The following is a 25,108-nucleotide window of genomic DNA, read 5'->3' as shown; positions in this document are numbered from 1 at the left end:
TGCCTGGTGACGGAAGCGACTTTATGTCGTTTTTGTGTCCAGCGTCCAGAGATCGACATGATTGTGGCTGTTTCGTGTCGTAGGGTCGGCGTGTGCCCACCACCTCGCCACCGTCAGACACGACACCAGAGACCAGGACCGCCCTCGTGACCGGTGCCGGGCGCGGCATCGGGCGTGCCATCGCCCAGCGGCTCAGCCGGGAGGGGCTCCGGGTCGCGCTGACCGCACGGCACCGGGACCAGCTCGAGGAGACGGCCGCCGTGTGCCCGGGCCCGACGCTCGTGCTGCCGGCCGACATCACGGTGCCCGCCGCCGTGGAGGGGCTGTTCGAGGCCGTCGAGCAGGAGTGGGGGACCGTCCACGTGCTGGTGGCCAACGCCGGGGCCGGGACCTCGGCGTCGCTGGCCAAGACGACCGACGAGCAGTGGCAGCAGATGCTCGACCTCAACCTGACCGCGCCCTTCCGGTGCCTGCGCCGGGCGCTGCCGGGCATGGTCGACGCCGGGTACGGCAGGGTCGTGGTCGTCGCGTCGGTCGCCGCCAAGCTCGGGGAGCCCTATATCAGCGCCTACACCGCCTCCAAGCACGGCGTGCTCGGCCTGGTGCGCTCGGCCGCGGTCGAGCTGGCCCGGACCGGGGTGACGGTCAACGCGGTGTGTCCCGGCTACGTGGACACCCCGATGACCGATCAGACCGTGGAGGGCATCACGGCGAAGACGGGCCGGGAGGCGCAGGAGGCACGCGGCCTCCTGGAGCGCAAGCAGCCGATCGGGCGCCTCATCGCCCCCGACGAGGTGGCCGACGCCACCTGGCTGTGCGTCACGACCGGGGGCATCACCGGCCAGGGGATCAACGTCGACGGAGGGGCCCACCAGTCATGAGCGAGCTCGAGTTCATCAACCCGCCGGAGCTGGGTCGGCCCAGCGGCTTCTCGCACGCGGTGGCCGCCACGGGACGCACCGTCCATCTCGCCGGCCAGACGGCCCTGGACCCGAGCGGGCAGATCGTGGGGGAGACGGTGGTCGAGCAGTTCCGCCAGGCCCTGGGCAACCTGCTGGCGGCACTGCGCGCGGCCGGCGGCGGCCCGGAGCACCTGGCCTCGCTGACGATCTACATCGTCGACATGGAGGACTACAAGGCCCACGGCAGGGAGCTCGGAGCCGTGTGGAAGGAGCTGATGGGGCGGCAGTACCCGGCGACGGCCGGCATCGGCGTCTCCCGGTTGTGGGACGCGGAGGCCCTCGTCGAGGTCCAGGGCGTCGCCGTCGTCTGAGCCGTCAGGGACGTCCGCGGGGCACGGCGCCGTGCGTCAGAGGAACCAGATCAGCGCGGCGAGCCAGACGGCGACGATGAGGAGCCCGGTCACCAGCTCGATCAGGATGTTGAGACCGACCGCCTTCAGAGCGTGTTTGGTGGCGGTCCACGCCTGGGCGTGACCCCCGCGCTGGACCCGCTCCACCAGGTAGATGCCGAGCGGGAAGCCGAGGAGTGCCCCCACGCCGGGGATGACGAAGAACCCGACGATGGCCACACCGAGGCCCGCCAGCAGCGTCGAGGTGCGCACGCCGGCGCGGCGCATTCGCTTGCCGGGGATGGTGTATTCCAGCAGCAGACAGGCGGCGGCCAGCACGGTGGCGATCGCGAAGACCCACCAGGCGCCCTCCTGGGTCTCCAGGGTCCACAGCAGGATCCCGGCCCAGACCAGGAGGAGTCCTGGCAGGACCGGGATCACGATGCCGATGAGGCCGACCAGCATGACCAGGCCGGCGACCACGGTGATCACCGTCATCGGTCAGACCGACTCGTTCTCCGTCTCGGCGTGCAGCCGGTGGGACTCGTCGGTGATCTCGATGTCGTCCAGGTCACGCAACTTCTCGATGTGCTCGCGCCCGTGGTGGGCGCAGAACAGGAGCTCGAAGCCGCCGGCGAGCCGGGCGCGCACGAATGCCTGCGCGCCGCAACGGTCGCAGCGGTCGGCGACCGTCAGTTCTGGTGCCAGTGTGCCGTTCACGTCAGTCTCCCTCTGCTCGTCGGACCGGTCGGTGGACCGGATGCCGTCCACCTGACCAACAGTCAAGCACGGCTACCTGTTCCTGGGACGTCTCTACGGGGGTCCTGGTTGCGCGTGTTTCGCTGTGGGCCGAATCCGGCAGGGTCGATGGCGGGGGCCTGTGCGCGCCTGAACGGGACCGTCGCCGCGTCGCGTTACCCTGCTCGCGACCCCCGAACCGAAGGAGACCGATCCGTGGCGCAGGACTACTCGGCCAGACACCTGCAGGTCCTGGAGGGCCTGGAGGCCGTGCGCAAGCGGCCGGGAATGTATGTCGGATCCACCGATGCCCGGGGCCTCATGCACTGCCTGTGGGAGATCATCGACAACGCGGTGGACGAGGCGCTCGGCGGGCACGCGGACCGGATCGAGGTCACCCTGTTGCCCGACGGGTCCGTGGAGGTCACCGACAACGGGCGGGGCATCCCGGTGGACACCGAGCCGCGCACCGGCCTGTCCGGGGTCGAGGTCGTCTTCACCAAGCTGCACGCCGGCGGCAAGTTCGGGGGCGGTTCGTATGCCGCATCCGGCGGCCTGCACGGGGTGGGCGCCTCCGTCGTGAACGCCCTGTCGGGACGGCTCGACGTCGCGGTGACCCGCGCCGGCAAGGTGCACTCGATGAGCTTCCGCCGCGGGGAGCCGGGTGTCTTCGACGACTCTGCCGACCGGTCGCCCGAGTCGCCCTTCTCCGCCTTCGAGAAGAAGTCCGAGCTCCGGGTGACGGGCAAGGCCAAGCGCGGGGCCAGCGGCACGACCGTGCGCTACTGGGCCGACCCCCAGATCTTCCTGAAGTCGGCACGGTTCGCCTACGACGAGCTCGTCGCCCGGGCACGCCAGACCGCCTTCCTGGTCCCGGGGCTGACGATCCTGATCCGCGACGAGCGGGAGGCCGAGCACTCCCAGGAGTCGTTCAACTACGACGGCGGGATCACCGAGTTCGTGGAGTTCCTGGCGCCCGACGCCGCGGTCACCGACACCTGGCGGCTGCAGGGCTCGGGCACCTTCACCGAGACGGTGCCCGTGCTCGACGCGACCGGACAGATGGTGTCCAAGGAGATGGAGCGCACCTGCGAGGTTGACATCGCCGCTGCGGTGGGGGCAGGGGTATGAGACCACCACGAGCTCCTTCGTCAACGTGATCGCCACCCCCAAGGGTGGGACGCACGTGGCGGGGTTCGAGGCCTCGCTGCTCAAGGTCTTCCGCAAGCAGTTGGAGGTCAACGCCCGCCGCCTCAAGGTCGGCAACGACAAGGTGGACAAGGACGACATCCTGGCCGGCCTCACCACCGTGGTCACGGTCCGCCTGGCCGAGCCACAGTTCGAGGGCCAGACCAAGGAGGTGCTGGGCACCTCGGCGGTCCGCTCCATCGTCAGCAAGGTGGTCGAGTCCGAGCTCACGGCACGGTTGACCTCGACCAAGCGGGGCGACAAGGCCCAGGCCTCGCTGCTGCTGGAGAAGGTCGTCGCCGAGATGAAGTCGCGGATCTCGGCGCGGCTGCACAAGGAGACCCAGCGCCGCAAGAACGCCCTCGAGTCCTCCTCGCTGCCGGCCAAGCTGGCCGACTGCCGGTCCAACGACACCGAGAAGACCGAGCTGTTCCTGGTGGAGGGGGACAGCGCCCTGGGCACCGCCAAGCTCGCCCGCACGTCCGACTACCAGGCGCTGCTGCCGTTGCGGGGCAAGATCCTGAACGTGCAGAAGGCCTCGGTGTCGGACATGCTGCACAACGCCGAGTGCGCCGCCATCATCCAGGTGATCGGGGCCGGCTCCGGCCGTTCCTTCGACCTGGACATGACGCGCTACGGCAAGATCATCATCATGACCGACGCCGATGTCGACGGCGCCCACATCCGGACCCTCCTGCTCACCCTGTTCTTCCGCTACATGCGCCCCCTGGTCGAGGCCGGCAAGGTGTTCGCCGCGATGCCTCCGCTGCACCGCATCGAGGTGAGCGCCTCGGGGCGCTCGCCCAAGGAGTACCTCTACACCTACACCGAGGCCGAGATGCGCAAGACGGTGGCGAACCTGAACAAGCGGGGCCGCCAGCATCAAGCAGCCCATCCAGCGCTACAAGGGGCTCGGGGAGATGGACGCCGACCAGCTCGCGGAGACCACGATGGACCCGCGCCACCGCACCCTGCGGCGGGTGACCCTGGCCGACGCCGCCCGCGCCGAGGAGATCTTCGACCTGCTGATGGGCTCGGACGTCGCGCCCGCGCAAGGACTTCATCGTCGACTCCGCCCACCAGCTGGACCGGGAACGCATCGACGCCTGAGGCGAGCCTCATCCGGTGACACTTTGCGTGTGTCTCTTGCCAGTCGGTATGACCTGCGCCACAGTTGGCGAATCGAAAATGCCCGGTGGCATCGCGGGGCAGGCATCTGGAGGGTGAGATGAGCGACACGCGAGTGGACGAGACGACTGAGCCCACGGGCGAGCTGAAACGGGTCATCGGCCCCAAGCTCCTCCTGCTCCTGATCGTCGGTGACATCATCGGCGCCGGCATCTTCGCGATCACCGGCCGCGTGGCCGGACAGGTCGGCGGTATGGCCTGGCTGCCGTTCCTGCTCGCCTTCGCGATCGCCACCCTCACCGCCTTCTCCTACCTGGAGCTGGTGACCAAGTACCCCCAGGCCGCGGGCGCCGCCCTCTACGTCCACAAGGCGTTCGGCATCCACTTCGTGACGTTCATCGTGGCCTTCGCGGTGGTCGTGCTCGGGGATCACCAGCGCCTCCACGTCCTCGACCCTGGTGTCGGACGCAACCTGCTGATCGGCATCGGGGAGTTCGTCGACGGGGTCCCCACCGGGGTCCACGGCCTCGATGCTGATGGCACTCGGCATTCATCATCGTGCTGGCGCTGATCAACCTGCGCGGCGTCGGCGAGAGCGTGAAGTTCAACGTCGTGCTGACCCTGGTCGACCATCGGCGCCCTGGCCATCATCATCGCCATCGGATTCTGGGCAGCGATCAGCGGGCAGACGGCGACCTGGGCCGGATCGTGGTCTTCGAGACGGATTCGGAGCGACGGGGCTCTTCGCCGCGGTCACCATGGCGACCGCGATCGCCTTCTTCGCCATGGTCGGGTTCGAGGACTCGGTCAACATGGTCGAGGAGACGCAACGACCCGAAGCGGGATCTTCCCCCGGATCATGCTGACCGGCCTGGGGATCTGCGGTGCTGCATCTACATGCTCGTCGCGGTCACCGTCGTCATGGTCATCCCGCCGGGTGACATCACCAACCCCGAGAACCCGGACGCCGGCATCCTGCTCGACGTGGTCCGGCTGGGCGCCCCCGGCATCCCGGTCGACACGATCTTCCCCTTCCTCACCGTCTTCGCGGTCGCCAACACCGCCCTGATCAACATGCTGATGGCCAGCCGCCTGGTCTACGGCATGGCCAAGCCAGGGCGTGCTGCCCCGCGCTCTCGGTGCGGTGCTGCCGGGGCGGCGCTCGCCGTGGATGGCCATCCTGTTCACCACCGTCCTGGCGCATCGGGCTCATCGTCTACGTGAACCAGAGCGGCCAGGACAGCATCGTGGCGGCCCTCGGTGGCACCACCGCACTGCTCCTCCTGTGCGTCTTCGCGGTCGTCAACGTGACGGTCCTGGTGCTGCGCCGGGAGCCCACGCCGGAGGGCGCCTTCCGGACGCCGTCGGCGATCCCGGTGGTCGGGGCGATCACCTGCCTCTTCCTGATCGGACCGTGGGCCCGCGATCGCGCCGACTGGATCCAGTACGAGATCGCCGGCGGACTGCTGGCCATCGGCCTCGTCCTGTGGGTGATCACCTGGTTCCTGAACCGCGCGCTCTACGCCAAGCCGACCCGGATCAAGGACACCGACGACCTCAGCGGGTAGCCCGTTCGCGGGCCGCGCCCCGGCCGGACGTACGCTCGGCCGCATGTGGGAGCAGACCGACCGGGCCGTCCTCGCCGTCGATGCCGCGGCTCTGTGGCCGGTCCTGGCGGACCTGTCCAGATGGTCCGCGTGGTGCCCCGGCGTCGGCGGTGCCCGGCTGGACGGGCCCCTCGAGGTGGGGCAGACCGGCGCGATGGAGCTGGCCCTGCCCGTGGTCGGTGCGGTCCACCGGCGGACGGCGCCGCCCTTCCGGGTCACCGAAGTGGTCCAGGGTCGCAGGCTGGTGCTGGAGCAGCCCCAGCCACGCGGGTCGTTGCGGATCTGCTGGGAACTATTGCCCGACGGGCCGGGCCGCACCCGGTTCGTTCAGTCCCTGGAGGTGCGGGGGCCGTTGTCGAGCGGGTTCGCGCCCTTCGTGCAGCGTGCGCTGGCCGGCGAGCCCGCGCTGAACGCGGTCCGCCTGTTCGGCCTCGCGGGTGGGCGCCCGGGGCCCGAGGCCGACACGGTGGTGATCGCCGGTGGCAGCGGCACGCTGGGGCGCCGGCTCGCGGCGGACCTGGTATGCCGTGGGGTCGCCGTCGTCGTCCTGACCCGGGCGGTCCAGCGGCACCTCCCGTTCCGGCAGGTCCCCTGGGACGGCCGCACCGTCGGATCCTGGGCCCGGACGTTGTCCGACCCGACGCGCACCAGCCTGGTCAACCTGGCCGGGAAGCTGGTCGACGTGCGCCCCACCCCGACCAATGTTGCCGCGCTCCGCACCAGCAGGGTCGACGCCACCCATGCCCTGGTGCGGGCGAGTCAGGACCTTCCCGCGCCGTTGGCCCACTGGCTGCAGGCCAGCACGACCGCGATCTACGGTGATGCGGGGGAGCAGCACTGTGACGAGGCGACCCCCGTGCCGCCCGACGGGTTGCCGCAGATGACGGGCGTGGCCGTCCCGTGGGAGGCGGCCTCGGAGGGGGCCAACGCCGCGCACCGGGTGGTCCTGCGCACCTCGCTGGTGCTGGACCGCGGCGCGCCGGTCCTCGACCGGTTGGTCGGGGTGACCCGGGCCGGGCTCGGCGGCCGGATCGGGGACGGGCGGCAGTGGGTGAGCTGGATCCACGTGGACGACTGGCTCGCCCTCGCCCGGGCCTCCCTCGGGCTGCACGACGGACCTGGAACTGCCCGCCGGTGTGGTCGTGGCGGCCGCGCCCGTCCCGGTGCGCAACGCCGAGATGATGGCGGCGCTGCGCGCACACCTGCGCCGCCCGTGGGCGCCCGCCGACCCCGGCTCCCCTGGTGCGGGCGGGCAGCGTCGCGCTGCGCACCGACCCGGCGCTGGCGACGACGGGCCGGCACTGCACGTCCACCGTGCTCGCCGAGGCCGGGTACGAGTTCGACCATCCCACCCTCGGCGTCGCGCTGGATGACCTGCTGGGACCCGCCCGGCAGGGACGGTGAGGTTCGTCACCATCCACCGTGAGCTGGTCGTGCCGGGAGCCCGCTATCCGGTAGCATGGTGAGTCGGCCCGAGACCAGAGTTGCGAATGGGCCTTGCCGGAGGACGACACGATCCTCGCGGCCCATCGGGTGCTACGCGCACCTGGAGGTAGGACGGTCCCGCTCGGAAGCAGCGGTGAGGCGCGCCAACCTCACCGATAACCGAGATGAGTAGATACGCCATGGCCAAGGCCATCGGGCGCGGTTCCGCGCCGTCCAAGAAGAAGAAGCCCCGCCACACTGCCGCGCAGAAGAAGGCCGCCGCCAAGGCGCGCGCGGCCGCCGGGCGGTCCCGGCACGGCAGGTAGCCCCTCCAAGACCCGCCGCGTCGAGGAGCGCTCCGAGCGGCTCGACCACACCCGCCGCGAGGAGGGCCGTGGCTATGACCGGCCGCGTCGGGACGAGAGCCGTGGCTATGACCGGCCGCGCTACGGGACGAGCGCCGTGGCTATGACCGTCCCGCGCTACGGACAGCCGCGCTACGACCGGCCGCGCTACGAGCGGGACGACCGCCCGGCGCGCGACTGGCGCGAGGTGCACGCACAGTTCAACGGTGGAGTCGTCGACGAGGGCGGGTCCACCCAGCACGAGACCAGTGACTCCCCGGCAGGCCCCGGCTCCTGTGCAGGACCCGGCTCCTGCTCAGGCCGCCGCGCCACGCAAGGCCCCGGTCAACCTGGGGGAGGGCAGCTTCGCCGACCTCGGCCTGGACCCGCGCCTGGTGCGCTCGCTGGCTGACCTCGGCATCACCGCCCCGTTCCCGATCCAGGCCGTCACCATCCCCGACGCGCTGGCGGGCCGGGACGTGCTCGGGCCGCGGCCAGACCGGGTCCGGCAAGACCATGGCCTTCGGGCTGCCGACGCTGCACCGGCTGGCCTCGTCCGGCCGGGCCGCCGCGCACCGGCCGCGCGCCGTGATCCTCACCCCGACGCGGGAGCTCGCGATGCAGATCGTGGACTCCCTGCGGCCGCTGCTGCGGTCGGTCGGCCTGACCTTCCAGCTCGTGGCCGGCGGCATGTCCTACACCCCGCAGCTGCGTTCGCTGGAGCAGGGCGTCGACGTGCTCGTCGCCACCCCGGGTCGCCTGATGGACCTCATCGAGCGCGGTGCCGCCGACCTGTCCGAGGTCGAGGTCACCGTGCTGGACGAGGCGGACCACATGTCCGAGATGGGCTTCCTCGAGGCCATCACCGCGATCCTGGACCTGACCCCGGCCGACGGCCAGCGGCTGCTCTTCTCGGCGACGCTGGACCACGGGGTCGACCAGGTGGCCGCGACCTACCTGACCGACCCGGTGACCCACTCGACCGACGACGGCACGGCCAGCGTTACCACGATGGACCACCACGTGTTCCTGGTGCACCCGCACCACAAGCGCGTCCTCACCGCCATGATCGCCAACCGGCCGGGCCGCACCCTGGTCTTCGTGCGCACCAAGCTGGGTGCCGACCGCGTGGCCGAGCAGCTGCGCGAGTCCGGGGTGTTCGCCGCGGCCCTGCACGGTGGCCTGAACCAGTCGGCCCGGACCCGGGTGCTGGAGGCATACAAGTCCGGCCAGCTCCCGGTCCTGGTCGCCACCGACGTGGCCGCCCGCGGGATCCACGTCGACGAGGTGTCGCTGGTGCTCCAGGCCGACCCGCCGGCCGACCACAAGGACTACCTGCACCGCTCCGGCCGCACCGCCCGCGCGGGGGAGGCCGGCCTGGTCGTCACGCTCGCGCTGCCGCACCAGCGGCGCAAGATGGTGCAGTTGCTGGCCACCGCTGGCGTCGACACCGCGCCGCAGGCCGTCACGCCGGAGGACGACGCGGTCCTGGTGACCGCGGGCGGCCGGCTCCCGCAGGCCCCGCCGGTGCCGCAGTCCCGGCTGGACGACCTGCTGCGCCCGCCGCGCCGTCAGTACGGCCACGGTGGCGGACGGCGCCACGGCGGCGGAGCCCGCGGTGGGCGGGGCGGCTACGGCGGTCCGTGGCGGCTACGGAGACTCCGGTGGACGCCAGGGACCGCTCTCCGGGCGGTGGCCGGGACCGGCAGGGCCAGGGACCGCGTCGGGACCGGCAGGGCCAGGGGCCCCGTCGCGAGCGCCTGGACGGGCCCGGCGGCCGGTCCGAGCGCTGGTAGTCTCGGCATCCGTCGCAACCGCCGCACCCGCATGCCGACCAGGGGGTCCCTGACGTGACGAGGCACCGCATCCGCACCGCCGCCCGGCTCTGCGCCGCGCCGGCGGCCCTCACCGTCGCCCTGGCGGGGTGCGGCTCCGTGCCGGACAGTGAAGTGGTGGACGCCCCGGTCGCGACCACCGGAGGACGCCGCTCCGAGCACCGAGGCCGATGCTCCCACTACGGAGGACGCCGACCCCACGACGCAGGACGCCGCCCCGACCACGGCGGAGCCCGCCCCCGTCGATCCGACCGAGGAGGAGACCGAGGACGGGGCCGAGGACGACGCCGCCACCACGAGCGGCGGACCCGGTGGCGGTCAGGCCGAGCGGCGAGAACGGCACTCTCGAGGACCCGTTGCCGCTCGGCTCGACGGTGGAGGTCGGCGACTGGACGGTCACGATCGACGACTTCGAGGCGGACGCCTCGGCCGACCTCTCCACCCCGGAGGCTGGTAACCCCGAGCCGCCGGACGGATCGCAATACTCCCTGCTCAGCGGTCACCGCGACCTACCACGGCGCGGAGACCGGCTCGGCCTTCATGGATCTCTGGTTCGAGCTGCTCGGGCCCGACGGCATGCCGACCAGCGACACCGAGGGCGAGTTCTGCTACGCGGGGACGGAGGACCTCATCGCGGCCCCGCCGTCCTCCGCCGGAGACACCGTCTCTGGTCAGGTCTGCTTCATCGTGGCGAACGACGACATTGACACCAGCGTGCTGCTCGTCGAGGAGTTGTTCACCATGAACCACGACGGCTCCTACTACGTCGCGCTCGACTAGCGCGAGCGATTGCCGCGGGATCCGCGGCGAGGTCCTTGACATCACTTCCCGACCGGTCCACAGTATCCCTGAGAGCGCTCTCACAGTGAGAGCGATTTCGCCCAGACCGGACCCGGCGGCCGCGCCGCCACGTAACAAGGGAGTTACTCGTGCAACGCACCCGGCGCACACTGACCGCGGCGACAGGGATCGCCGCACTCACCCTCAGCCTCGCCGCCTGCGGTGGCGGGGCAGAGGGGACGGATGACGACACTGACGCGGGCGGGACCGGGGACGGCGAGGTCGGCTCCGAGCCGGTCACGCTCTCCGTGGCCACGTTCAACGAGTTCGGCTACGAGGACCTGTTCGCGGAGTACGAGGAGCTCCACGACAACGTCACCATCGAGCACGTCAAGGCCGACACCGCCGACAACGCCCGCGACGCGCTGCGCAACAGCCTGGGCGCCGACTCCGGCGCCAGCAGACATCGAGGCGGTCGAGGTCGACTGGCTGGTCGAGTTCATGCAGTACCCCGACAAGTTCGCCGACCTGTTCGCGACCCGGAGGTGCGAGGGCCGGTGGCAGGACTGGAAAGTCCGACGCGGCCACCACCGAGGACGGCACCCTGATCGGCTACGGCACCGACAACGGCCCGGAGGCCATCTGCTACCGCGCCGACCTGTTCGAGGAGGCCGGCCTGCCCGCCGACCGGGAAGAGGTCGCCGCGCTCCTCGAGGGTGACTGGGCACCACTACTTCGACGTCGGCAAGGAGTTCGTCGCCGCACTCCGACGCCGCCTGGTTCGACTCGGCCGGCGCCACCTGGCAGGGCATGATCAACCAGGTCGAGGTCCCCTACCAGGACGAGAGCGGCGAGATCATCGCCACCACCAACCCCGAGGTCCGCGACCTCTACGACCAGGTGCTGACCGCGTCGGTCGACGACGGACTGTCGGCCGGCCTGGGCCAGTGGAGCCAGGACTGGAACAGCGGCTTCCAGCAGGACGGCGTTCGCCACGATGCTGTGCCCGGGCTGGATGCTCGGGCGTCATCGAGGGCAACGCCGCGGGCATCGAGGGCTGGGACGTCGCCAACGTCTTCCCCGGCGGTGGCGGCAACTGGGGTGGTTCCTACCTGACCGTGCCGGCGCAGGGCGACCACGTCGAGGAGGCCAAGGCGCTGGCCGAGTGGCTGACGGCCCCGGAGCAGCAGATCAAGGCGTTCGAGGCCAAGGGCACCTTCCCGAGCCAGGTCGAGGCGCTGGAGTCCGAGACGCTGCTGAGCTCGACCAACGCCTTCTTCAACGACGCGCCCACCGGTGAGATCTTCGCCGAGCGGGCCAAGGCGATCACCTTCCAGCCCTACAAGGGACCGGACTACTTCTCGATCAACACCGCCCTGCAGGACGCCCTCACCCGGGTGGACGTCGACGGCACCGACGACGCCCAGAGCTCCTGGGACAAGTTCGTCGCCGACGTGGAGGCGCTGGGCTGATCCGTGGTCACCCAGACTCCGCTCCGTCCCGGCACGGAGCACGCTGACCGACTCCCGAGGCCACCACGGCGCATCGGCCTCGGGAGCCGGCTCAGCCGGTGGGACGTCAAGCTCTCGCCCTACCTCTACATCTCACCCTTCTTCATCCTGTTCTTCGTCACCGGCCTCTTCCCGCTCGTCTACACCGGGTGGGTCGCGGTCCACGACTGGGACCTGATCATGGGCCAGGGGGAGTTCGTCGGCGCCAAGAACTTCACCGACGTGCTGCAGGGGCGTGACTTCTGGAACGCGCTGACCAACACGTTCAGCATCTTCGTGCTGTCCTCGGTGCCCCAGGTGTGCGCCGCGATCGTGATCGCTGCGGCCCTGGACACCAACCTGAAGGCCAAGACGTTCTGGCGGATGGGCGTGCTGCTGCCGTATGTCGTGGCCCCCGTCGCCGTGGCGCTCATCTTCTCCAACCTGTTCGCCGACCGGTTCGGGCTGATCAACAGCCTGCTCGGCCTGGTCGGCGTGGACCCGGTCGCCTGGCACGCCGAGCGGCTGCCGAGCCACATCGCGATCGCCACGATGGTGAACTTCCGCTGGACCGGCTACAACGCCCTGATCTTCCTGGCCGCCATGCAGGCGGTGCCGCGGGACCTCTACGAGCAGGCCGCCATCGACGGCGCCGGACGGATCCGGCAGTTCTTCGCCGTCACCGTCCCGATGCTGCGCCCCACGATCATCTTCGTGGTCATCACCTCCACGATCGGCGGCCTGCAGATCTTCGACGAGGCCCGGATGTACGACCAGTACGGCCGGGGCGGAGCCGACGGCCAGTGGCAGACGTTGACCATCTACCTCTACGAGCTCGGCTGGACCCGGTCCAACTTCGGGCGGGCCTCCGCGGTGGCCGTGCTGCTCTTCGGCATCATCGTGCTGATCGGGCTGCTCAACTTCTGGATCACCCGCCGGATCGCGACCCCGGAGACGAAGCGATGAGCTGCGCTCGGTCGCCCCGGGAAGCTGGTCTACGGGTTGCTGGCCGCGGTCGTCCTCGGCTCGATGTTCCCGCTGTGGTGGTCGTTCCTGATCGCCAGCCACGACTCGACGGTGCTGGCCCGGGAGAGCTTCCCCCTGGTGCCCGGTGGCAACTTCCTGAGCAACGCCGCCACCGTGGTCAACACGGTGCCGTTCTGGCGTGCCACCTGGAACTCCATCGTGGTCTCGACCGTGGTGTCGGCCTCCGTGGTGTTCTTCGCGACGCTGGCCGGCTACGCGTTCGCCAAGCTCCGCTTCCGCGGCTCGCGCCCGCTGCTGGTGTTCGTGATCGCCACGATGGCGGTGCCGACCCAGCTGGGCGTGGTCCCGCTGTACCAGGTGATGGCCCGGCTGGGCTGGACCGGCGACCTGGTGGCCGTCATCGTCCCCGGCCTGGTCACCGCCTTCGGGGTGTTCTGGATGACGCAGTACCTGAGCCAGGCGGTCCCGGACGAACTGATCGAGGCCGCCCGGGTCGACGGCTGCAGCATGCTGCGCACGTTCTGGCACGTCGGCCTGGTGGCCGCGCGGCCGGCCGCCGCCATGCTGGGGCTGTTCACCTTCGTGGCGACCTGGACCAACTTCTTCTGGCCGTTCATCGTGCTCGGGCCCCAGGACCCGACGCTGCCCGTCGCACTGCAGCAGCTGCAGGCCGCCCACTTCGTGGACTACTCCCTGGTGCTGGCCGGAGCCCTCCTGGCCACCGTCCCGCTGCTGATCCTGTTCGTCGTCGCCGGCCGCCAACTGGTGTCCGGCATCATGCAAGGAGCCGTCAAGCAATGAGCACACCCACACTGTTCCCGGAGGGCTTCCTCTGGGGTTCGGCCACCGCCGTCGTACCAGATCGAGGGCGCCGCCCGGGAGGACGGACGGGGCCGGTGCATCTGGGGCACCTACTGCCGCACCCCCGGCAAGGTCCACGAGGGGCACACCGGGGCGGTCGCCGACCGACCACTACCACCGGTATGCCGAGGACGTCGTCCCTGATGCGGGAGCTCAACCTGCAGTCCTACCGGTTCTCCACCTCGTGGGCGCGGGTGATGCCCGACGGCCGCACGGTGAACCGTGCCGGCCTGGACTTCTACTCCCGCCTCACCGACGAGCTCCTGTCCCAGGGCATCGTGCCGTGGCTGACGCTCTACCACTGGGACCTGCCGCAGGCGCTGGAGGACGAGGGCGGCTGGCCCGAGCCGGGACGTGGCCTACCGGTTCGCCGACTACGCCGCCGCCGTGCACGAGGCGCTCGGGGACCGGATCGACTTACTGGACCACGCTGAACGAGCCGTGGTGCAGCGCCTTCCTCGGCTACGCCAACGGGCGGCACGCCCCGGGCCGCACCGACGGTCCCGACGCGCTGCGCGCCGCCCACCACCTGCTGCTCGGCCACGGGCTGGCCACCCAGGTGCTGCGCGAGCGCGATCTCGGGTTGCAGCTGGGTCTGACCCTCAACTTCGCCGACGTCACCCCGGCGGACCCGGCCAGCCGGGGCGACCTGGACGCCGCCCGGCGCATCGACGGCATGAGCAACCGGTTCTTCCTGGAGCCGCTGCTGCGGGGCTCCTACGCGGCCGACGTGATGGAGGACCTGAAGGCCGTCTGGCCGGAGGACCTGGTGCAACCCGGGGACCTCGACATCGATCAGCACCCCGATCGACGTGCTGGGCGTGAACTACTACTCCGGCAACACCGTCAGCGGGGTGCCGCCGGAGGAGGCGCCCGAGGCCGCGGCGGCGGCGCGGGCGACCGGCACCCCGACCGAGCACGTCGGGTCCGAGCACGTGGAGTTCGTGCCGCAGGACGTGCCGCACACGGCGATGGGCTGGGAGGTCCGGCCCCACGGCATACGGGATCTGTTGCTCCGGCTGCACCGCGACTACACCGGCCCCGCCGGGGTGCGGCTCTACGTCACCGAGAACGGCGCCGCCTACGACGACGTGCCGGACGACGAGGGCTTCGTCGAGGACACCGAGCGCCTCGCCTACCTGCAGGAACACCTGGCCGCGGTGCACGAGGCCGTGGGCCGCGGCGCCGACGTGCGGGGCTACTTCGTGTGGTCGCTGCTGGACAACTTCGAGTGGGCCTACGGCTACGACAAGCGGTTCGGGATCGTGCGGGTGGACTACGACACCCTGCAGCGGACCCCGAAGGCGAGTGCCCGGTGGTACGCCGGGGTGGCAGGATCAAACCGGCTGCCGTGAGGGCGCCGGGCGAAGGGAGACCGGGATGGGTGCCAAGAGTGCCCCGACGTTGGAGGACGTGGCCACGCGGGCCGGAGTGTCGCGGGCGACCGCCTCGCGGGTGATCAACGCCGACCCCCGGGTGCGACAGGCCGCGCGGGTGGCGGTGCACGCCGCCGTGGACGCGCTCGGCTACCGACCCAACCGGGCGGCCCGGTCGCTGGTGAAGCGGGCAGCCGACTCCATCGCCGTCGTGGTCCCCGAGGCCGACGAGCGGGTCTTCTCCGACCCGTTCTTCTCCGGGACCCTGCGCGGGGTGACACAGGCCCTGGCCAGCACCCCGCTGCAGGTTGTCCTGGTGATGGGGGAGGTGGCCGACGACGACGGCCGGATGGAGCGCTACCTGCGCGGTGGCCACACCGACGGCGCGATCGTGGTCAGCCACCACCAGGACGACAACCTGTGGCGGGTGCTGGAGCAGACCCAGTTGCCGTCCGTCTTCCTGGGCCGTCCGTATGCCGAGGCCGCCACCATGCCGTACGTGGACGTGGACAACGCTGCGGGCGCGCGGTTGGCGGCCGAGCACCTGGTCGCCCGCGGTGCCCGCACCCTCGGCACCATCTGCGGGCCGCAGGACATGAGCGCCGGGCGGGACCGGTTGATCGGGTGGCAGGAGGTGCTCCGGGACGCCGGGCTGCCCGCCGACCTGGTCGAGTCCGGGGAGTTCACCGCGGAGGGGGGCGCCGCGGCGATGCGGCGCCTGCTGGACCGGGAGCCGGCCGTGGACGGCGTCTTCGTCGCCTCGGACCTGATGGCGGTCCCGGCCATCGGGGAGCTGCTGGCCTCCGGGCGCAGTGTCCCCGACGATGTGGCGGTCGTGGGGTACGACGACTCTCCGGCGGCGACGTTGAGCCGCCCGGCGCTGACCACGGTGGTGAACCCGATCCAGGGCATGGCCGCCCGGGCCGTGGACCTGCTGCTGCGGGCGATGCGGGGGGAGCAGGTCGAGCCGGAGGTGCTGCCCACGCACCTGGTTGTCCGGGAGTCGGCCTGAGACGCTGCCGGAGTACCTTGGGCACATGAGCAGCCAGCCGCCGGAGCCCGGGGAGTACGTCGGCAAGCACATCGCGCCCGGCTCCTACGGACCCTCGGTCACGGCGGCCGACCTGGGCCGGGCCTGGCAGCCGCGCCCGCAGCCACAGCCGGCTGGCCCTTATGCGTCTCCGCTCCCTCCACCGCCACCGTGGGAGCAGCAGCACCAAGGGTTCGACAGGGTGGTGACGCCGCGCAACCCGGTGCTGTCGGTGCTGTGCTCCTTCTTCGTCCCCGGGTTGGGGACCATCGTGAACGGCCAGACGGTCAAGGGCATCCTGATCCTGTTCGCCCACCTGCTGAGCGTGAGTGTGGTTGGGGTGCTGGTGGTCCTCACGTTCTGGGTCTTCCTGCTGCCGCTGGTCTTCGCTGTCTGGGTGTTCGGCCTGGTCGACGCCTACCGCGGGGCGGTCCGCTTCAACGAGCGGCACGGGGTCGCGCCCGGGTGGTGAGCCGCTGCCGGCCGCTCCTGCCGTTGCGTGGGGAGGGTGGCGGCGTTAGATTCACCGGGCCCGTCCCAGGAGGTCTTCGGTGAACCGTCCCACTCCGTCCCGTCGCCGCCACGGCGCCAGTCGTGGTCGTGGCCGCCGGCTATGCCGACAGTGAAGCCGCTCGCTCCGCGGCTCACGGCTACGGCGACCGGCTGACCACGGCAGGCTGGGACGGCCCGGTGCTGGTGCTGGTCCAGGGGGAGGACCCGCTGCCCGCGCATACGCTGGCGCGGGCCGCCGGGGTCGTCTTCGTTGGCGGGGACCAGTCGCTGATGGCGGCGTCCGTCTCCGACCCCTCCTACCGGGACGCCGTGCGCAAGGCGGTCCTGGGGCCCGGTGCCCGTCCTCACCGACGGGGCCGCCACGGCCGTCCTGGGCGAGCACTACGTGGCCAACCCGGACCCGGGCGCGGACTACGAGGCCGATGCGATCGCGGCGTTCCGGGCCGACGGCAACGACGTGGTCGAGGGTCTGGGCGTGCTGGAGGGCGTCAGCCTGGAGCCCGTCCTGACCTACGACTACCGGTGGGGACGGCTCTACGGGGCCGCCGCCGCCCACCCCGACGACAGGGCTCTCGGCATCAGCGAGCTCACCGCGCTCCGCGTGGACCGTGCCGGAGCCAGCGTCGTGGGCGAGCGGTCGGTCATCGTGGTCGACGGCTCCGACGCCACCTGGGACACCGGGGACAACGGGGCGCTCGCCGCGGTGAACGTGTGGGTCGACGCCTACGGCCCGGGTGATTCGGTGCGGTGAGGTATCACGGTGGCCGGTTGGTTCTCCTGTGAGGGAACGCAACCCAACCGCGCGATCCGGTCGCGCCGTCGAGAGAGGCCATCGATGACTCAGCAGGAGCATGCCGCGGGGGAGCCGCGCGGGAGTTACACCTACCACCCCTCGCCCGCCTCGGCATACGGGAGCGCCCCGCGGGTCGAGCCGGACGAACCGGTCCCCGCGGAGGACCTGCCGTCCCCGTCCGGGGCGGGGGAGGACCCGGGGACCGCGGCGGGCTGGCTGCATAGCCATGCGTTAGGCCGGATACTCTTGTCCTTCCGCCACCGCCACGGGAGGACCTCGCATGCCCCGAATCGACCCCGGCCTGGAGGCCATCTATGACCAGGTGCTCCAGCGCAACCCCGCCGAGGAAGAGTTCCACCAGGCCGTCCTGGAGGTGCTGGGCAGTCTCGGGCCGGTCGTCGCCAAGCACCCGGCATACCGCGATGCCCGGGTGATCGAGCGGATCTGCGAGCCGGAGCGCCAGGTGATCTTCCGGGTGCCGTGGGTCGACGACGCGGGCCAGGTGCAGATCAACCGGGGGTTCCGGGTCGAGTTCAACTCCGTGCTCGGGCCCTACAAGGGGGGTCTACGGTTCCACCCCAGCGTGCTGCTGGGCACCGTGAAGTTCCTCGGCTTCGAGCAGATTTTCAAGAACGCCCTGACCGGCCTGCCCATCGGCGGCGGCAAGGGCGGCTCGGACTTCGACCCCAAGGGGCGCTCGGATCAGGAGGTGATGCGGTTCTGTCAGTCATTCATGACCGAGCTGTACCGGCACATCGGTGAGTACACCGACGTCCCGGCCGGTGACACCGGCGTCGGCGCCCGTGAGTTGGGGTACCTCTTCGGGCAGTACAAGCGGATCACCAACCGCTACGAGTCGGCGGTGCTGACCGGGAAGGGGCTCGGATGGGGCGGGTCGATGGTCCGCAAGGAGGCCACCGGCTACGGCACGGTGTACTTCGTCGACGAGATGCTGAGCACCGTGAACGGGTCCTTCGACGGCAAGAAGGTCGTGGTGTCCGGCTCGGGCAACGTCGCGATCTACGCGATGGAGAAGGTGCACGAGCTGGGCGGGACGGTCGTGGCCTGTTCGGACTCCGGCGGCTACGTCGTCGAGGAGCAGGGTATCGACGTCGAGCTGGTCAAGGAGATCAAGGAGGTGCGGCGCGGCCGGATCAGCGACTACGCGGAGGAGCGCGGGGCGGTCCACGTGTCCGACGGCTCCATCTGGGACGTGCCCTGCCAGGTGGCGCTGCCCTGCGCGACGCAGAACGAGCTGGACGAGCAGGGGGCCCGGTCCCTGGTCGCCGGCGGCTGCCTCGCGGTGGGCGAGGGGGCCAATATGCCCGCGACCCCGGGAGCAGTCGGGGTGTTCCAGGAGGCCGGTGTGCTGTTCGGCCCCGGGAAGGCGGTCAACGCCGGCGGCGTGGCCACCTCCGCGCTGGAGATGCAGCAGAACGCCTCCCGGGACTCCTGGACCTTCGAGCACACCGAGGCGCGGTTGTCGGAGATCATGCGGGGGATCCACGAGCGGTGCGCCGAGACCGCGGACGAGTACGGCGCTCCCGGGGACTACGTCCTCGGTGCCAATGCCGCCGCCTTCATCCGGGTGGCCGACGCGATGCTCGCGCTCGGGGTCATCTGAGCGCGGGGAGGGTCACCGGTCACGGGCGGAATAGGGACATGCTGACGGTCGCTAAATCGCCACCAGCACACTTGGATTCCCGCAGAGATTTGGGCCAACGGATCGCCACCTGAGTGAGCCCGGATGTTCACGCAGGATTGGTGCCGAGGGAAACGGACGCTCCCTAGCGTGGCGGCAGCCACCGCTTCCCGAAGGAGATCCCCCATGTCTGTGCCGCCCGCGAACCGCGCCCGATTGCCACTGACCCCCGTCGGTGGTCACGGCACCGGCCGATCCCGGATGACGTGCCGCTACCGCTGCGGAGACGCGTGCTTCCACGACGTCCCCAACAGGTCCGGGAACCCCTACTTCGGTGACATCGCGCAGGAGGCGTTCAGCCGGCGCTCCCTGCTGAAGGCCGGCGCGGTCGTCGCCCTGGTCGCCGGGAGTGGCGTGCTCGGGGGTGGGCGTCAGCCCGCTGCCGCTGCTCCCCTGGCGGGTGCCGGGGGACGGGTCCCGCCGCGGGGCGCCGGCCCGGTCGGCCTGCGTTTCGCGCCGATCGCGCAGCAGACCAACGACGCGATCACCGTCCCCGAGGGGTACCTCAGTGAGGTGGTCATCGCCTGGGGCGACCCGTTGTGGTCCGACGCCCCCGCGTTTGACCCCCACAACCAGAGTGCCGCGGCCCAGCAGCGCCAGTTCGGCTTCAACAACGACCACACCGGGATCCTCGTGGGTCGGCACGCCGGGCAGGACGTCACCGTGCTCGTGGTGAACCACGAATACACCACCGAGCCGATGATGCTGCCGGACTACGACCCCGACAACCCGACCCTGGAGCAGGTGGAGATCGGGTGGGCGGCGCACGGCCTGACCGTGGTGGCGGTGCGCCCGAGCGGCCGCCGCGGTGGCCACGACGTCGGGTTGGAGCCGGTCCTGGACCACGGCCTGAACCGGCGCTTCCACGCGCACAGCGAGTTCCAGCTCACCGGCCCGGTGGCCGGGTCCCGGCACGTCCAGACCAGCGCCGACCCCAGGGGCAGGACCGTCCTGGGCACCCTGAACAACTGCGCGGGGGGCATCACGCCGTGGGGCACCTGGCTCACCGCGGAGGAGAACTTCAACCAGTACTTCGCCAACGCCGACCAGGTGACCGACCCGGTGGCCCGCGAGCGACTGGCCCGCTACGGCCTGCCCGGCGGTGCCACCGAGCGCAAGTGGGAGCGGCACGACCCGCGGTTCGACCTGGGCCAGGAGCCGAACGAGGTGAACCGGTTCGGCTGGATCGTGGAGGTCGACCCCTTCGACCCCACGTCGACGCCGAAGAAGCGGACCGCGCTCGGCAGGTTCAAGCACGAGGCCGCCACCATCGCGATCAGCGCCGACGGGCACGCGGTGGCCTACATGGGCGACGACGAGCGCTTCGACTATCTCTACAAGTACGTCTCGCGGGACCGGTACCGGGAGGGCGACGCCGCGCACAACTCCACCCTGCTGGACAACGGCGACGCTGTATGTCGCACGGTTCACCGGGGACTCCCCGCCGGAGGAGATCGACGGGACGGGCACGCTGCCCTCGGACGGTGAGTTCGACGGGACCGGGGAGTGGATCAAGCTGCGTCAGCGGCCCCCGCTCGTTCGTCCCCGGGATGTCGGCGCAGGAGGTGCTGCTCTTCACCCGGCAGGCCGGGGACCTCGTCGGGGCCACCAAGATGGACCGGCCCGAGGACGTCGAGCCGAGCCCGGTGACCGGCAAGGTCTACATGGCGCTGACCAACAACACGGCCCGCACCAACGAGCAGGCAGACGAGGCGAACCCGCGGGGCAACAACAAGCACGGCCACGTCATGGAGCTCTCCGAGGCGGGCGACGACGCGGCGGCCACCGCGTTCACCTGGAAGGTGCTGCTGCTGTGCGGTGACCCGGAGGACCCGAGCACCTACTTCGCCGGGTTCGACAAGAGCCAGGTGTCGGCGATCTCCTGCCCCGACAACGTGGCCTTCGACCAGCACGGCAACCTCTGGATCAGCACCGACGGCCAGCCCGGCACGCTCGGCACCAACGACGCGCTGTATGGCGTGCCCGTCGCCGGCGAGCACCGGGGCTGGGTGCGCCAGTTCCTCGCGGTGCCCCGGGGCGGGGAGACCTGCGGGCCGATCGTGCAGGACCGGCTGGTGCTGGTCGCGGTGCAGCACCCCGGTGAGGTCGACGGCGCCTCGTTCGACAACCCCGGGTCGCACTGGCCCGACGGCGGCTCCTCGATCCCCCGGCCCGGCATCGCGGTCGCCTACCGCCGGGACGGTGGCCTGATCGGGGAGTGACCCCGGAGGGTCACGAGGGTGGCTCCTCGCCGAGGTCGAGGGTCCGGCTGATCCCGATCTCGGCGAGGAACCGCTCGTCGTGGCTGGCCACCAGCAGCGCCCCCCGGTAGGCGGAAAGTGCCGAGACGAGTTGGTCCACGCTGAGCAGGTCCAGGTTGTTGGTCGGCTCGTCGAGGATCAGCAACTGCGGGGTGGGCTCGGCCAGCAGGAGCGCGGCCAGCGTGGCCCGGAACCGTTCGCCGCCGGACAGGGTGCCGACCGCGCGGTCCGCGTCGCCGCCCCTGATCCGGAACCGGGCCAGGGCGGCGCGCAGCGTGTTGGGATCGGCGCGGGGTGCGAACCGACCCAGGTTGGCCACCAGCGACATACCGTCGTCCAGCACGTCGAGCCGTTGCGGCAGCATCCGCGCGGGGACCCGCAGGTCGACCGTCCCCTCCCGGGGATCCAGGGCGCCGGTGACCGTCTGGAGGAGGGTCGTCTTGCCGGAGCCGTTGGGCCCGGTGAGGGACACCCGCTCCGGTCCGCGCAGGTGTAGGTCGGGGACACGGAGGCCGTGGCGCAGCACGACACCGGTGAGCAGGAGCACGTCGCGACCGGCCGGCAGCGCCGAGTCCGGCAGATCGACCCGGATCTGGGCATCCTCACGCACCCGCGCCTCGGCCTGCTCCAGGTGCTCCCGGGCGCGTGCGACGTCACCCTGGTGCTGCTCGGTCAGGCGCGCCGCCGACACCTGGGCCGTCCGCTTGCGCAGCTTCATCACGGCCCGTGGCTCCCGGGTGTTCTCATACATCTTCGCGGCATACCGCTTGCGCCGGTCCAGCGTGGTCTGTGACGCGACCAGCTCCCGCTGCTGCCGTCGCACGTCGGCCCTGGCGGTGCGCACCGCCTGGGCCGCGGCCTCCTGCTCGGCGTCCACCTGCCTGGTGTAGGCGGTGAAGCCGCCGCCGTACCAGGTCACGGATCCGTCCCGGAGGTCGCCGATCTGATCGACGTGCTCCAGGAGCTCCCGGTCGTGGCTCACGACGAGCAGCGCACCCCGGTACCCGGCGACGGCCTGGTAGAGCCGCTCCCGCGCCCGGCGGTCCAGGTTGTTGGTGGGCTCGTCGAGGAGCAGGACGCCCGGCTGCCTCAGCAGCAGCCGCGCCAGGGCGAGCTGCACGGTCTCACCGCCCGACAGGTCGCCGAGCCGGCGGTGCAGCACGTCGTCCGGCAGCCCGAGCTGGGCCAGCTGTGCGGCGGCGCGTTCCTCGACGTCCCAGTCCTCGCCGATCGTCTCGAAGTGTGCCGCGGACGCATCGCCACCGGTCACTGCCGCGATGGCCTTCAGGGTCCGGTCGATGCCGAGGAACTCGGTGACCGGTTGGGCGACCCGCAGCGTCATGTCCTGCGGCAGGTAGCCCACGTCACCGGAGGTGGTGACGTGCCCGCCCTGCGCGGGCAGCTCGCCCGCGATCAGCCGCAGTAGGGTCGACTTGCCGGAGCCGTTGGTGCCGATCAGCCCGGAGCGTCCGGGAGGCACGACCAGGTCGAGCTCGTCGAAGACGATGTCGCCGCGGGGCCAGGCGAAGCTCAGGCCGGTGACGGCGATGGAGGCCGCACGGGCCGAGGAGTGGGAGGTGGTCGGACACATGAGTGCCTCCGGAGGTCGTCGGGGCGCGCGCACCGTCGCGGCGATCGCGGGGCGGCGCAGGAAGGGTGAGGGACGACCTCAGAGGAGCACGGGAACCTCGCGGGTATGGGACAGCGATCACGGCGATGCTAGGGGCCGGTCGGCGCCCTGGGCAACGGCATTTCGTCGGGGCGGGCACAATCGGGGGATGCCTCACCAGATCCGGATCGACAGCACGGCGAGCACGCCCGTGTTCCAGCAGATCGTGGACCAGGTCGTGTCGGGCGTCGCTGCCGGCGACCTGGTAGCCGGCACTAGGCTCCCTCCCGTCCGCACCCTGGCCGGGGACCTCGGGATCGCGGCCAACACGGTCGCCAAGGCCTACCGCCAGCTGGAGTCGGAGGGGCACGTCGAGACCCGCGGGCGGCACGGCACCGTCCTGCGGGAGCCGGTCGACGCCACGGGTGCCGGCGAGGTCTCGGCGGCGGCGTCGGCATACGTCAAGGTCGCGCGTGCCAAGGGGCTGGACCTGGACCAGGCGATCGGGGTGCTCCGGCAGGTCTGGTGACCGGTCGGGGACCTACCCGCCGGTACGCTGGGGGCCTCATCCCGGGAGAGGAGCCTGGTGGAGCACACCACACTCAGCAAGGACGGCAGCGTCCATGTGACCGACGAACGGTTCAACACGATCTCCCACATGTTCGGGGCCTGTTTTGCCCTGGTCGGGTCGGCCCTGCTGATCTCCCAGGCCGCTGAGCAGGGCGACCCGTGGAAGATCGTCGGTTTCAGCATCTACGGCCTGTCGCTCATCACCCTGTTCGTGGCCAGCGCGCTGCACCACGGGCTGGACCGTGGCCCAGCGTTCAACGAGGTGTTGCGCACCCTGGACTACACCTCGGTGTTCCTGCTGATCGCCGGGACCGTCACCCCGTTGGTGCTGGTGGTCTTCCGCAACACCTACGGCTGGACCGTGTTCGGTGCGGTCTGGGCCATCGCGATCGTCGGAATGGTGCTGCGGTCCGTCTTCCGCGCGCTGCCCAAGTGGGTCACCAACACGCTCTACATCACGCTGGGGTGGATGACGGTGCTGCTGATCGGGGCGGACGGCGCGTTGCCCGTGGGGGCCCTCGCGCTGACGGCTGCGGGCGGCATCGTCTACAGCATCGGGTTCGTCATCTTCGTCCTCGAGAGGCCCAACCCGCGTCCCGGGGTGTTCGGCTTCCACGAGGTGTGGCACGCGCTGGTGGTCCTGGCGGCAGCGCTGCACTACCTCCTGATGTACTTCTACGTGCTGCCCGCATGACGCCCTACCCCACGCCGCTTCCCGGGAAGCGGCAAGCGCAGGGCTGGGGCGATCACGTTCTGGATCGGCGCGGTCATCCTGGCGGTCTCGACGGTTATCGCCGTCTTCACCTGGTCGAGCTCGTTCCAGGCGGTGCGGGGCGTCCTGGATGGTGCCGACAGTTTCACCGGAGACACCACCATCACCCTGGAGGCCGACGACCGGCGCACTATCTACCAGGTGGCCGGTGCCGATGAGGCCGCCTGCTCCGTCGTCGGGCCCGACGGTGCGGAACTGACCCTCACCGAGGGCCGCCAACTGCGCGGGGAGCACGAGGGATCGATGTACTCCGCCGTGGCCACCTTCACGGCGCAGCAGGACGGGGAGCACGAGGTGCGCTGCGAGGGCGGGCCGACCCTCGTCGGCGCCGCCTTCGACGTGCAGGGGGCGATCGGTGGTTTCCTGGGCTTCGGCCTAGCCGTGGCCGGCGCCTTCCTCGGGGGCATCCTGGCCATCGTCGGCGCGATCCTGTGGGGCGTCGGGCGTGGGCAGAGCAGGCGCGCCGTCGGGGCCACGTAGGCTCGGTGCGTGCCTGACATCGACCCGATCTTCACCGCGCTCCCACTCCGGGAGCTCGCCGACGCGGCGTTGGGCAGGGCAGGTGCCCTCGGCGCCAGCCATGCCGACCTGCGCGTCGTGCGCACCCAGCGGCTGCACCGCATGCTGCGCGATGCCCGGCTGGAGGCGAGTTCAGACTCCGCCGAGCTGGGGCTCAGCGTCCGGGTCATCCACGAGGGGTCCTGGGGCTTCGCGGCCGGCGTGGCCCTGACGACGGAGGAGGCGGCCCGGCTGGCCGAGCAGGCGGTCGCGATGGCCGCGGTCGCCCGGCCGCTGGTCAGCAGCCCCG

Annotated in this window: 20 protein-coding genes and 6 pseudogenes; 23 read left to right on the top strand and 3 right to left on the bottom strand. The window is 71.1% G+C overall.

The genetic code is table 11. The annotated features are described in order from the left end of the window. The first annotated feature begins 92 nt into the window (after positions 1 to 92). Both AC1QRC_RS14475 and AC1QRC_RS14470 read left to right on the top strand, forming a co-directional pair. The gene (locus AC1QRC_RS14475; RefSeq protein ID WP_484203978.1) at positions 93 to 881 is read left to right on the top strand and encodes an SDR family NAD(P)-dependent oxidoreductase; all 789 of its coding nucleotides are present in this window, start codon (positions 93 to 95) and stop codon (positions 879 to 881) included. Next, a complete protein-coding gene (locus AC1QRC_RS14470; RefSeq protein ID WP_484203977.1) occupies positions 878 to 1,273 on the top strand; it encodes a RidA family protein in 396 nt (131 codons plus the stop codon). Before AC1QRC_RS14475 ends, AC1QRC_RS14470 begins: the two co-directional genes overlap by 4 nt. Positions 1,274 to 1,309: 36 nt before the next feature. On the opposite strand, the gene AC1QRC_RS14465 is transcribed toward AC1QRC_RS14470, so the two are convergent. Together AC1QRC_RS14465 and AC1QRC_RS14460 are read right to left on the bottom strand one after the other, a co-directional pair. Continuing rightward, on the bottom strand, positions 1,310 to 1,789 hold the full coding sequence (locus AC1QRC_RS14465; protein ID WP_484203976.1) for a DUF456 domain-containing protein: 480 nt from the start codon (positions 1,787 to 1,789) through the stop codon (positions 1,310 to 1,312). A gap of 3 nt (positions 1,790 to 1,792) precedes the next feature. Beyond that, complete coding sequence (locus AC1QRC_RS14460) at positions 1,793 to 2,011, bottom strand: DUF7455 domain-containing protein (RefSeq protein WP_484203975.1); 219 nt, start codon at positions 2,009 to 2,011, stop codon at positions 1,793 to 1,795. A 234-nt stretch (positions 2,012 to 2,245) separates the two neighbouring features. On the opposite strand from AC1QRC_RS14460, the pseudogene AC1QRC_RS14455 reads away from it, so the two are divergent. The 17 genes and pseudogenes from AC1QRC_RS14455 to AC1QRC_RS14375 all read left to right on the top strand — a co-directional run bounded on the left by AC1QRC_RS14455 (position 2,246) and on the right by AC1QRC_RS14375 (position 21,310). Further along, positions 2,246 to 4,327, top strand: a pseudogene (locus AC1QRC_RS14455) (DNA gyrase/topoisomerase IV subunit B). Positions 4,328 to 4,445: 118 nt separating this feature from the next. Next, a complete protein-coding gene (locus tag AC1QRC_RS14450; RefSeq protein ID WP_484203974.1) occupies positions 4,446 to 4,916 on the top strand; it encodes an APC family permease in 471 nt (156 codons plus the stop codon). A gap of 326 nt (positions 4,917 to 5,242) precedes the next feature. Then, positions 5,243 to 5,569, top strand: a complete 327-nt coding sequence (locus tag AC1QRC_RS14445) for a hypothetical protein (protein WP_484203973.1) — start codon at positions 5,243 to 5,245, stop codon at positions 5,567 to 5,569. Next, a complete protein-coding gene (locus AC1QRC_RS14440; protein ID WP_484203972.1) occupies positions 5,566 to 5,913 on the top strand; it encodes a hypothetical protein in 348 nt (115 codons plus the stop codon). The genes AC1QRC_RS14445 and AC1QRC_RS14440 overlap by 4 nt, the downstream gene beginning before the upstream one ends. Before the next feature lie 43 nt (positions 5,914 to 5,956). After that, positions 5,957 to 7,378 carry an NAD-dependent epimerase/dehydratase family protein gene (locus AC1QRC_RS14435; RefSeq protein WP_484203971.1) on the top strand — a complete coding sequence of 474 codons (1,422 nt, stop codon included), beginning with the start codon at positions 5,957 to 5,959 and terminating at the stop codon, positions 7,376 to 7,378. Positions 7,379 to 7,562: 184 nt separating this feature from the next. Then, positions 7,563 to 7,703 (top strand): hypothetical protein, encoded by a 141-nt coding sequence (locus tag AC1QRC_RS14430; RefSeq protein WP_484203970.1) that lies wholly within the window; start codon positions 7,563 to 7,565, stop codon positions 7,701 to 7,703. Between the two features lie 534 nt (positions 7,704 to 8,237). After that, positions 8,238 to 9,575 carry a DEAD/DEAH box helicase gene (locus tag AC1QRC_RS14425; protein WP_484203969.1) on the top strand — a complete coding sequence of 446 codons (1,338 nt, stop codon included), beginning with the start codon at positions 8,238 to 8,240 and terminating at the stop codon, positions 9,573 to 9,575. 521 nt (positions 9,576 to 10,096) lie between these two features. Further along, positions 10,097 to 10,336: a hypothetical protein gene (locus tag AC1QRC_RS14420; protein WP_484203968.1), complete on the top strand. Its 240-nt coding sequence runs from the start codon at positions 10,097 to 10,099 to the stop codon at positions 10,334 to 10,336. Positions 10,337 to 10,485: 149 nt separating this feature from the next. After that, positions 10,486 to 11,808: pseudogene (locus AC1QRC_RS14415) on the top strand (ABC transporter substrate-binding protein). Positions 11,809 to 11,811: 3 nt separating this feature from the next. Further along, on the top strand, positions 11,812 to 12,792 hold the full coding sequence (locus tag AC1QRC_RS14410; protein ID WP_484203967.1) for a carbohydrate ABC transporter permease: 981 nt from the start codon (positions 11,812 to 11,814) through the stop codon (positions 12,790 to 12,792). A 12-nt stretch (positions 12,793 to 12,804) separates the two neighbouring features. Further along, positions 12,805 to 13,614: pseudogene (locus AC1QRC_RS14405) on the top strand (carbohydrate ABC transporter permease); the annotation flags it as partial. Next, a pseudogene (locus AC1QRC_RS14400) lies at positions 13,611 to 15,029 on the top strand (GH1 family beta-glucosidase). The pseudogenes AC1QRC_RS14405 and AC1QRC_RS14400, both read left to right, overlap by 4 nt. 25 nt (positions 15,030 to 15,054) lie before the next feature. Then, complete coding sequence (locus AC1QRC_RS14395) at positions 15,055 to 16,062, top strand: LacI family DNA-binding transcriptional regulator (RefSeq protein WP_484203966.1); 1,008 nt, start codon at positions 15,055 to 15,057, stop codon at positions 16,060 to 16,062. 25 nt (positions 16,063 to 16,087) lie between these two features. Next, the gene (locus AC1QRC_RS14390) at positions 16,088 to 16,552 is read left to right on the top strand and encodes a hypothetical protein (protein ID WP_484203965.1); all 465 of its coding nucleotides are present in this window, start codon (positions 16,088 to 16,090) and stop codon (positions 16,550 to 16,552) included. Positions 16,553 to 16,927: 375 nt separating this feature from the next. Beyond that, positions 16,928 to 17,344, top strand: a complete 417-nt coding sequence (locus tag AC1QRC_RS14385; protein WP_484203964.1) for a hypothetical protein — start codon at positions 16,928 to 16,930, stop codon at positions 17,342 to 17,344. A gap of 322 nt (positions 17,345 to 17,666) precedes the next feature. Continuing rightward, positions 17,667 to 19,010 (top strand): NADP-specific glutamate dehydrogenase, encoded by a 1,344-nt coding sequence (gene gdhA, locus AC1QRC_RS14380; protein ID WP_484203963.1) that lies wholly within the window; start codon positions 17,667 to 17,669, stop codon positions 19,008 to 19,010. Positions 19,011 to 19,214: 204 nt separating this feature from the next. Beyond that, positions 19,215 to 21,310, top strand: a pseudogene (locus tag AC1QRC_RS14375) (PhoX family protein). Between the two features lie 10 nt (positions 21,311 to 21,320). On the opposite strand, the gene AC1QRC_RS14370 reads toward AC1QRC_RS14375, so the two are convergent. Further along, a complete protein-coding gene (locus AC1QRC_RS14370; protein ID WP_484203962.1) occupies positions 21,321 to 22,940 on the bottom strand; it encodes an ABC-F family ATP-binding cassette domain-containing protein in 1,620 nt (539 codons plus the stop codon). Positions 22,941 to 23,127: 187 nt separating this feature from the next. Here AC1QRC_RS14370 and AC1QRC_RS14365 point away from each other — a divergent pair, with 187 nt between their 5' ends. The 4 genes and pseudogenes from AC1QRC_RS14365 to AC1QRC_RS14350 all read left to right on the top strand — a co-directional run. Then, the gene (locus AC1QRC_RS14365) at positions 23,128 to 23,487 is read left to right on the top strand and encodes a GntR family transcriptional regulator (RefSeq protein WP_484203961.1); all 360 of its coding nucleotides are present in this window, start codon (positions 23,128 to 23,130) and stop codon (positions 23,485 to 23,487) included. Positions 23,488 to 23,544: 57 nt separating this feature from the next. Next, positions 23,545 to 24,222, top strand: a complete 678-nt coding sequence (gene trhA, locus AC1QRC_RS14360; protein WP_484203960.1) for a PAQR family membrane homeostasis protein TrhA — start codon at positions 23,545 to 23,547, stop codon at positions 24,220 to 24,222. Between the two features lie 132 nt (positions 24,223 to 24,354). Then, entirely contained in the window at positions 24,355 to 24,780 is a 426-nt protein-coding gene (locus tag AC1QRC_RS14355) for a hypothetical protein (protein WP_484203959.1), read from the top strand. Positions 24,781 to 24,789: 9 nt separating this feature from the next. Then, positions 24,790 to 25,065 (top strand): annotated as a pseudogene (locus tag AC1QRC_RS14350) (PmbA/TldA family metallopeptidase); the annotation flags it as partial. Between the last annotated feature and the right edge of the window lie 43 nt (positions 25,066 to 25,108).

Source organism: Ornithinicoccus sp. (genome assembly GCF_057176825.1).
The sequence above is the reverse complement of the archived record's forward strand: the minus strand, read 5'-3'. Positions and strand labels throughout refer to the sequence as shown.

Excerpts from the sequence above, each read along its gene's own strand:
- AC1QRC_RS14470 (WP_484203977.1), top strand. The coding sequence starts at position 878 with ATGAGCGAGCTCGAGTTCATCAACCCGCCGGAGCTGGGTCGGCCCAGC.
- AC1QRC_RS14465 (WP_484203976.1), bottom strand. The coding sequence starts at position 1,789 with ATGACGGTGATCACCGTGGTCGCCGGCCTGGTCATGCTGGTCGGCCTC.
- AC1QRC_RS14450 (WP_484203974.1), top strand. The coding sequence starts at position 4,446 with ATGAGCGACACGCGAGTGGACGAGACGACTGAGCCCACGGGCGAGCTG.
- AC1QRC_RS14445 (WP_484203973.1), top strand. The coding sequence starts at position 5,243 with ATGCTCGTCGCGGTCACCGTCGTCATGGTCATCCCGCCGGGTGACATC.
- AC1QRC_RS14435 (WP_484203971.1), top strand. The coding sequence starts at position 5,957 with ATGTGGGAGCAGACCGACCGGGCCGTCCTCGCCGTCGATGCCGCGGCT.
- AC1QRC_RS14430 (WP_484203970.1), top strand. The coding sequence starts at position 7,563 with ATGAGTAGATACGCCATGGCCAAGGCCATCGGGCGCGGTTCCGCGCCG.
- AC1QRC_RS14425 (WP_484203969.1), top strand. The coding sequence starts at position 8,238 with ATGGCCTTCGGGCTGCCGACGCTGCACCGGCTGGCCTCGTCCGGCCGG.
- AC1QRC_RS14420 (WP_484203968.1), top strand. The coding sequence starts at position 10,097 with ATGGATCTCTGGTTCGAGCTGCTCGGGCCCGACGGCATGCCGACCAGC.
- AC1QRC_RS14395 (WP_484203966.1), top strand. The coding sequence starts at position 15,055 with ATGGGTGCCAAGAGTGCCCCGACGTTGGAGGACGTGGCCACGCGGGCC.
- AC1QRC_RS14390 (WP_484203965.1), top strand. The coding sequence starts at position 16,088 with ATGAGCAGCCAGCCGCCGGAGCCCGGGGAGTACGTCGGCAAGCACATC.
- gdhA (WP_484203963.1), top strand. The coding sequence starts at position 17,667 with ATGCCCCGAATCGACCCCGGCCTGGAGGCCATCTATGACCAGGTGCTC.
- AC1QRC_RS14370 (WP_484203962.1), bottom strand. The coding sequence starts at position 22,940 with ATGTGTCCGACCACCTCCCACTCCTCGGCCCGTGCGGCCTCCATCGCC.
- AC1QRC_RS14365 (WP_484203961.1), top strand. The coding sequence starts at position 23,128 with ATGCCTCACCAGATCCGGATCGACAGCACGGCGAGCACGCCCGTGTTC.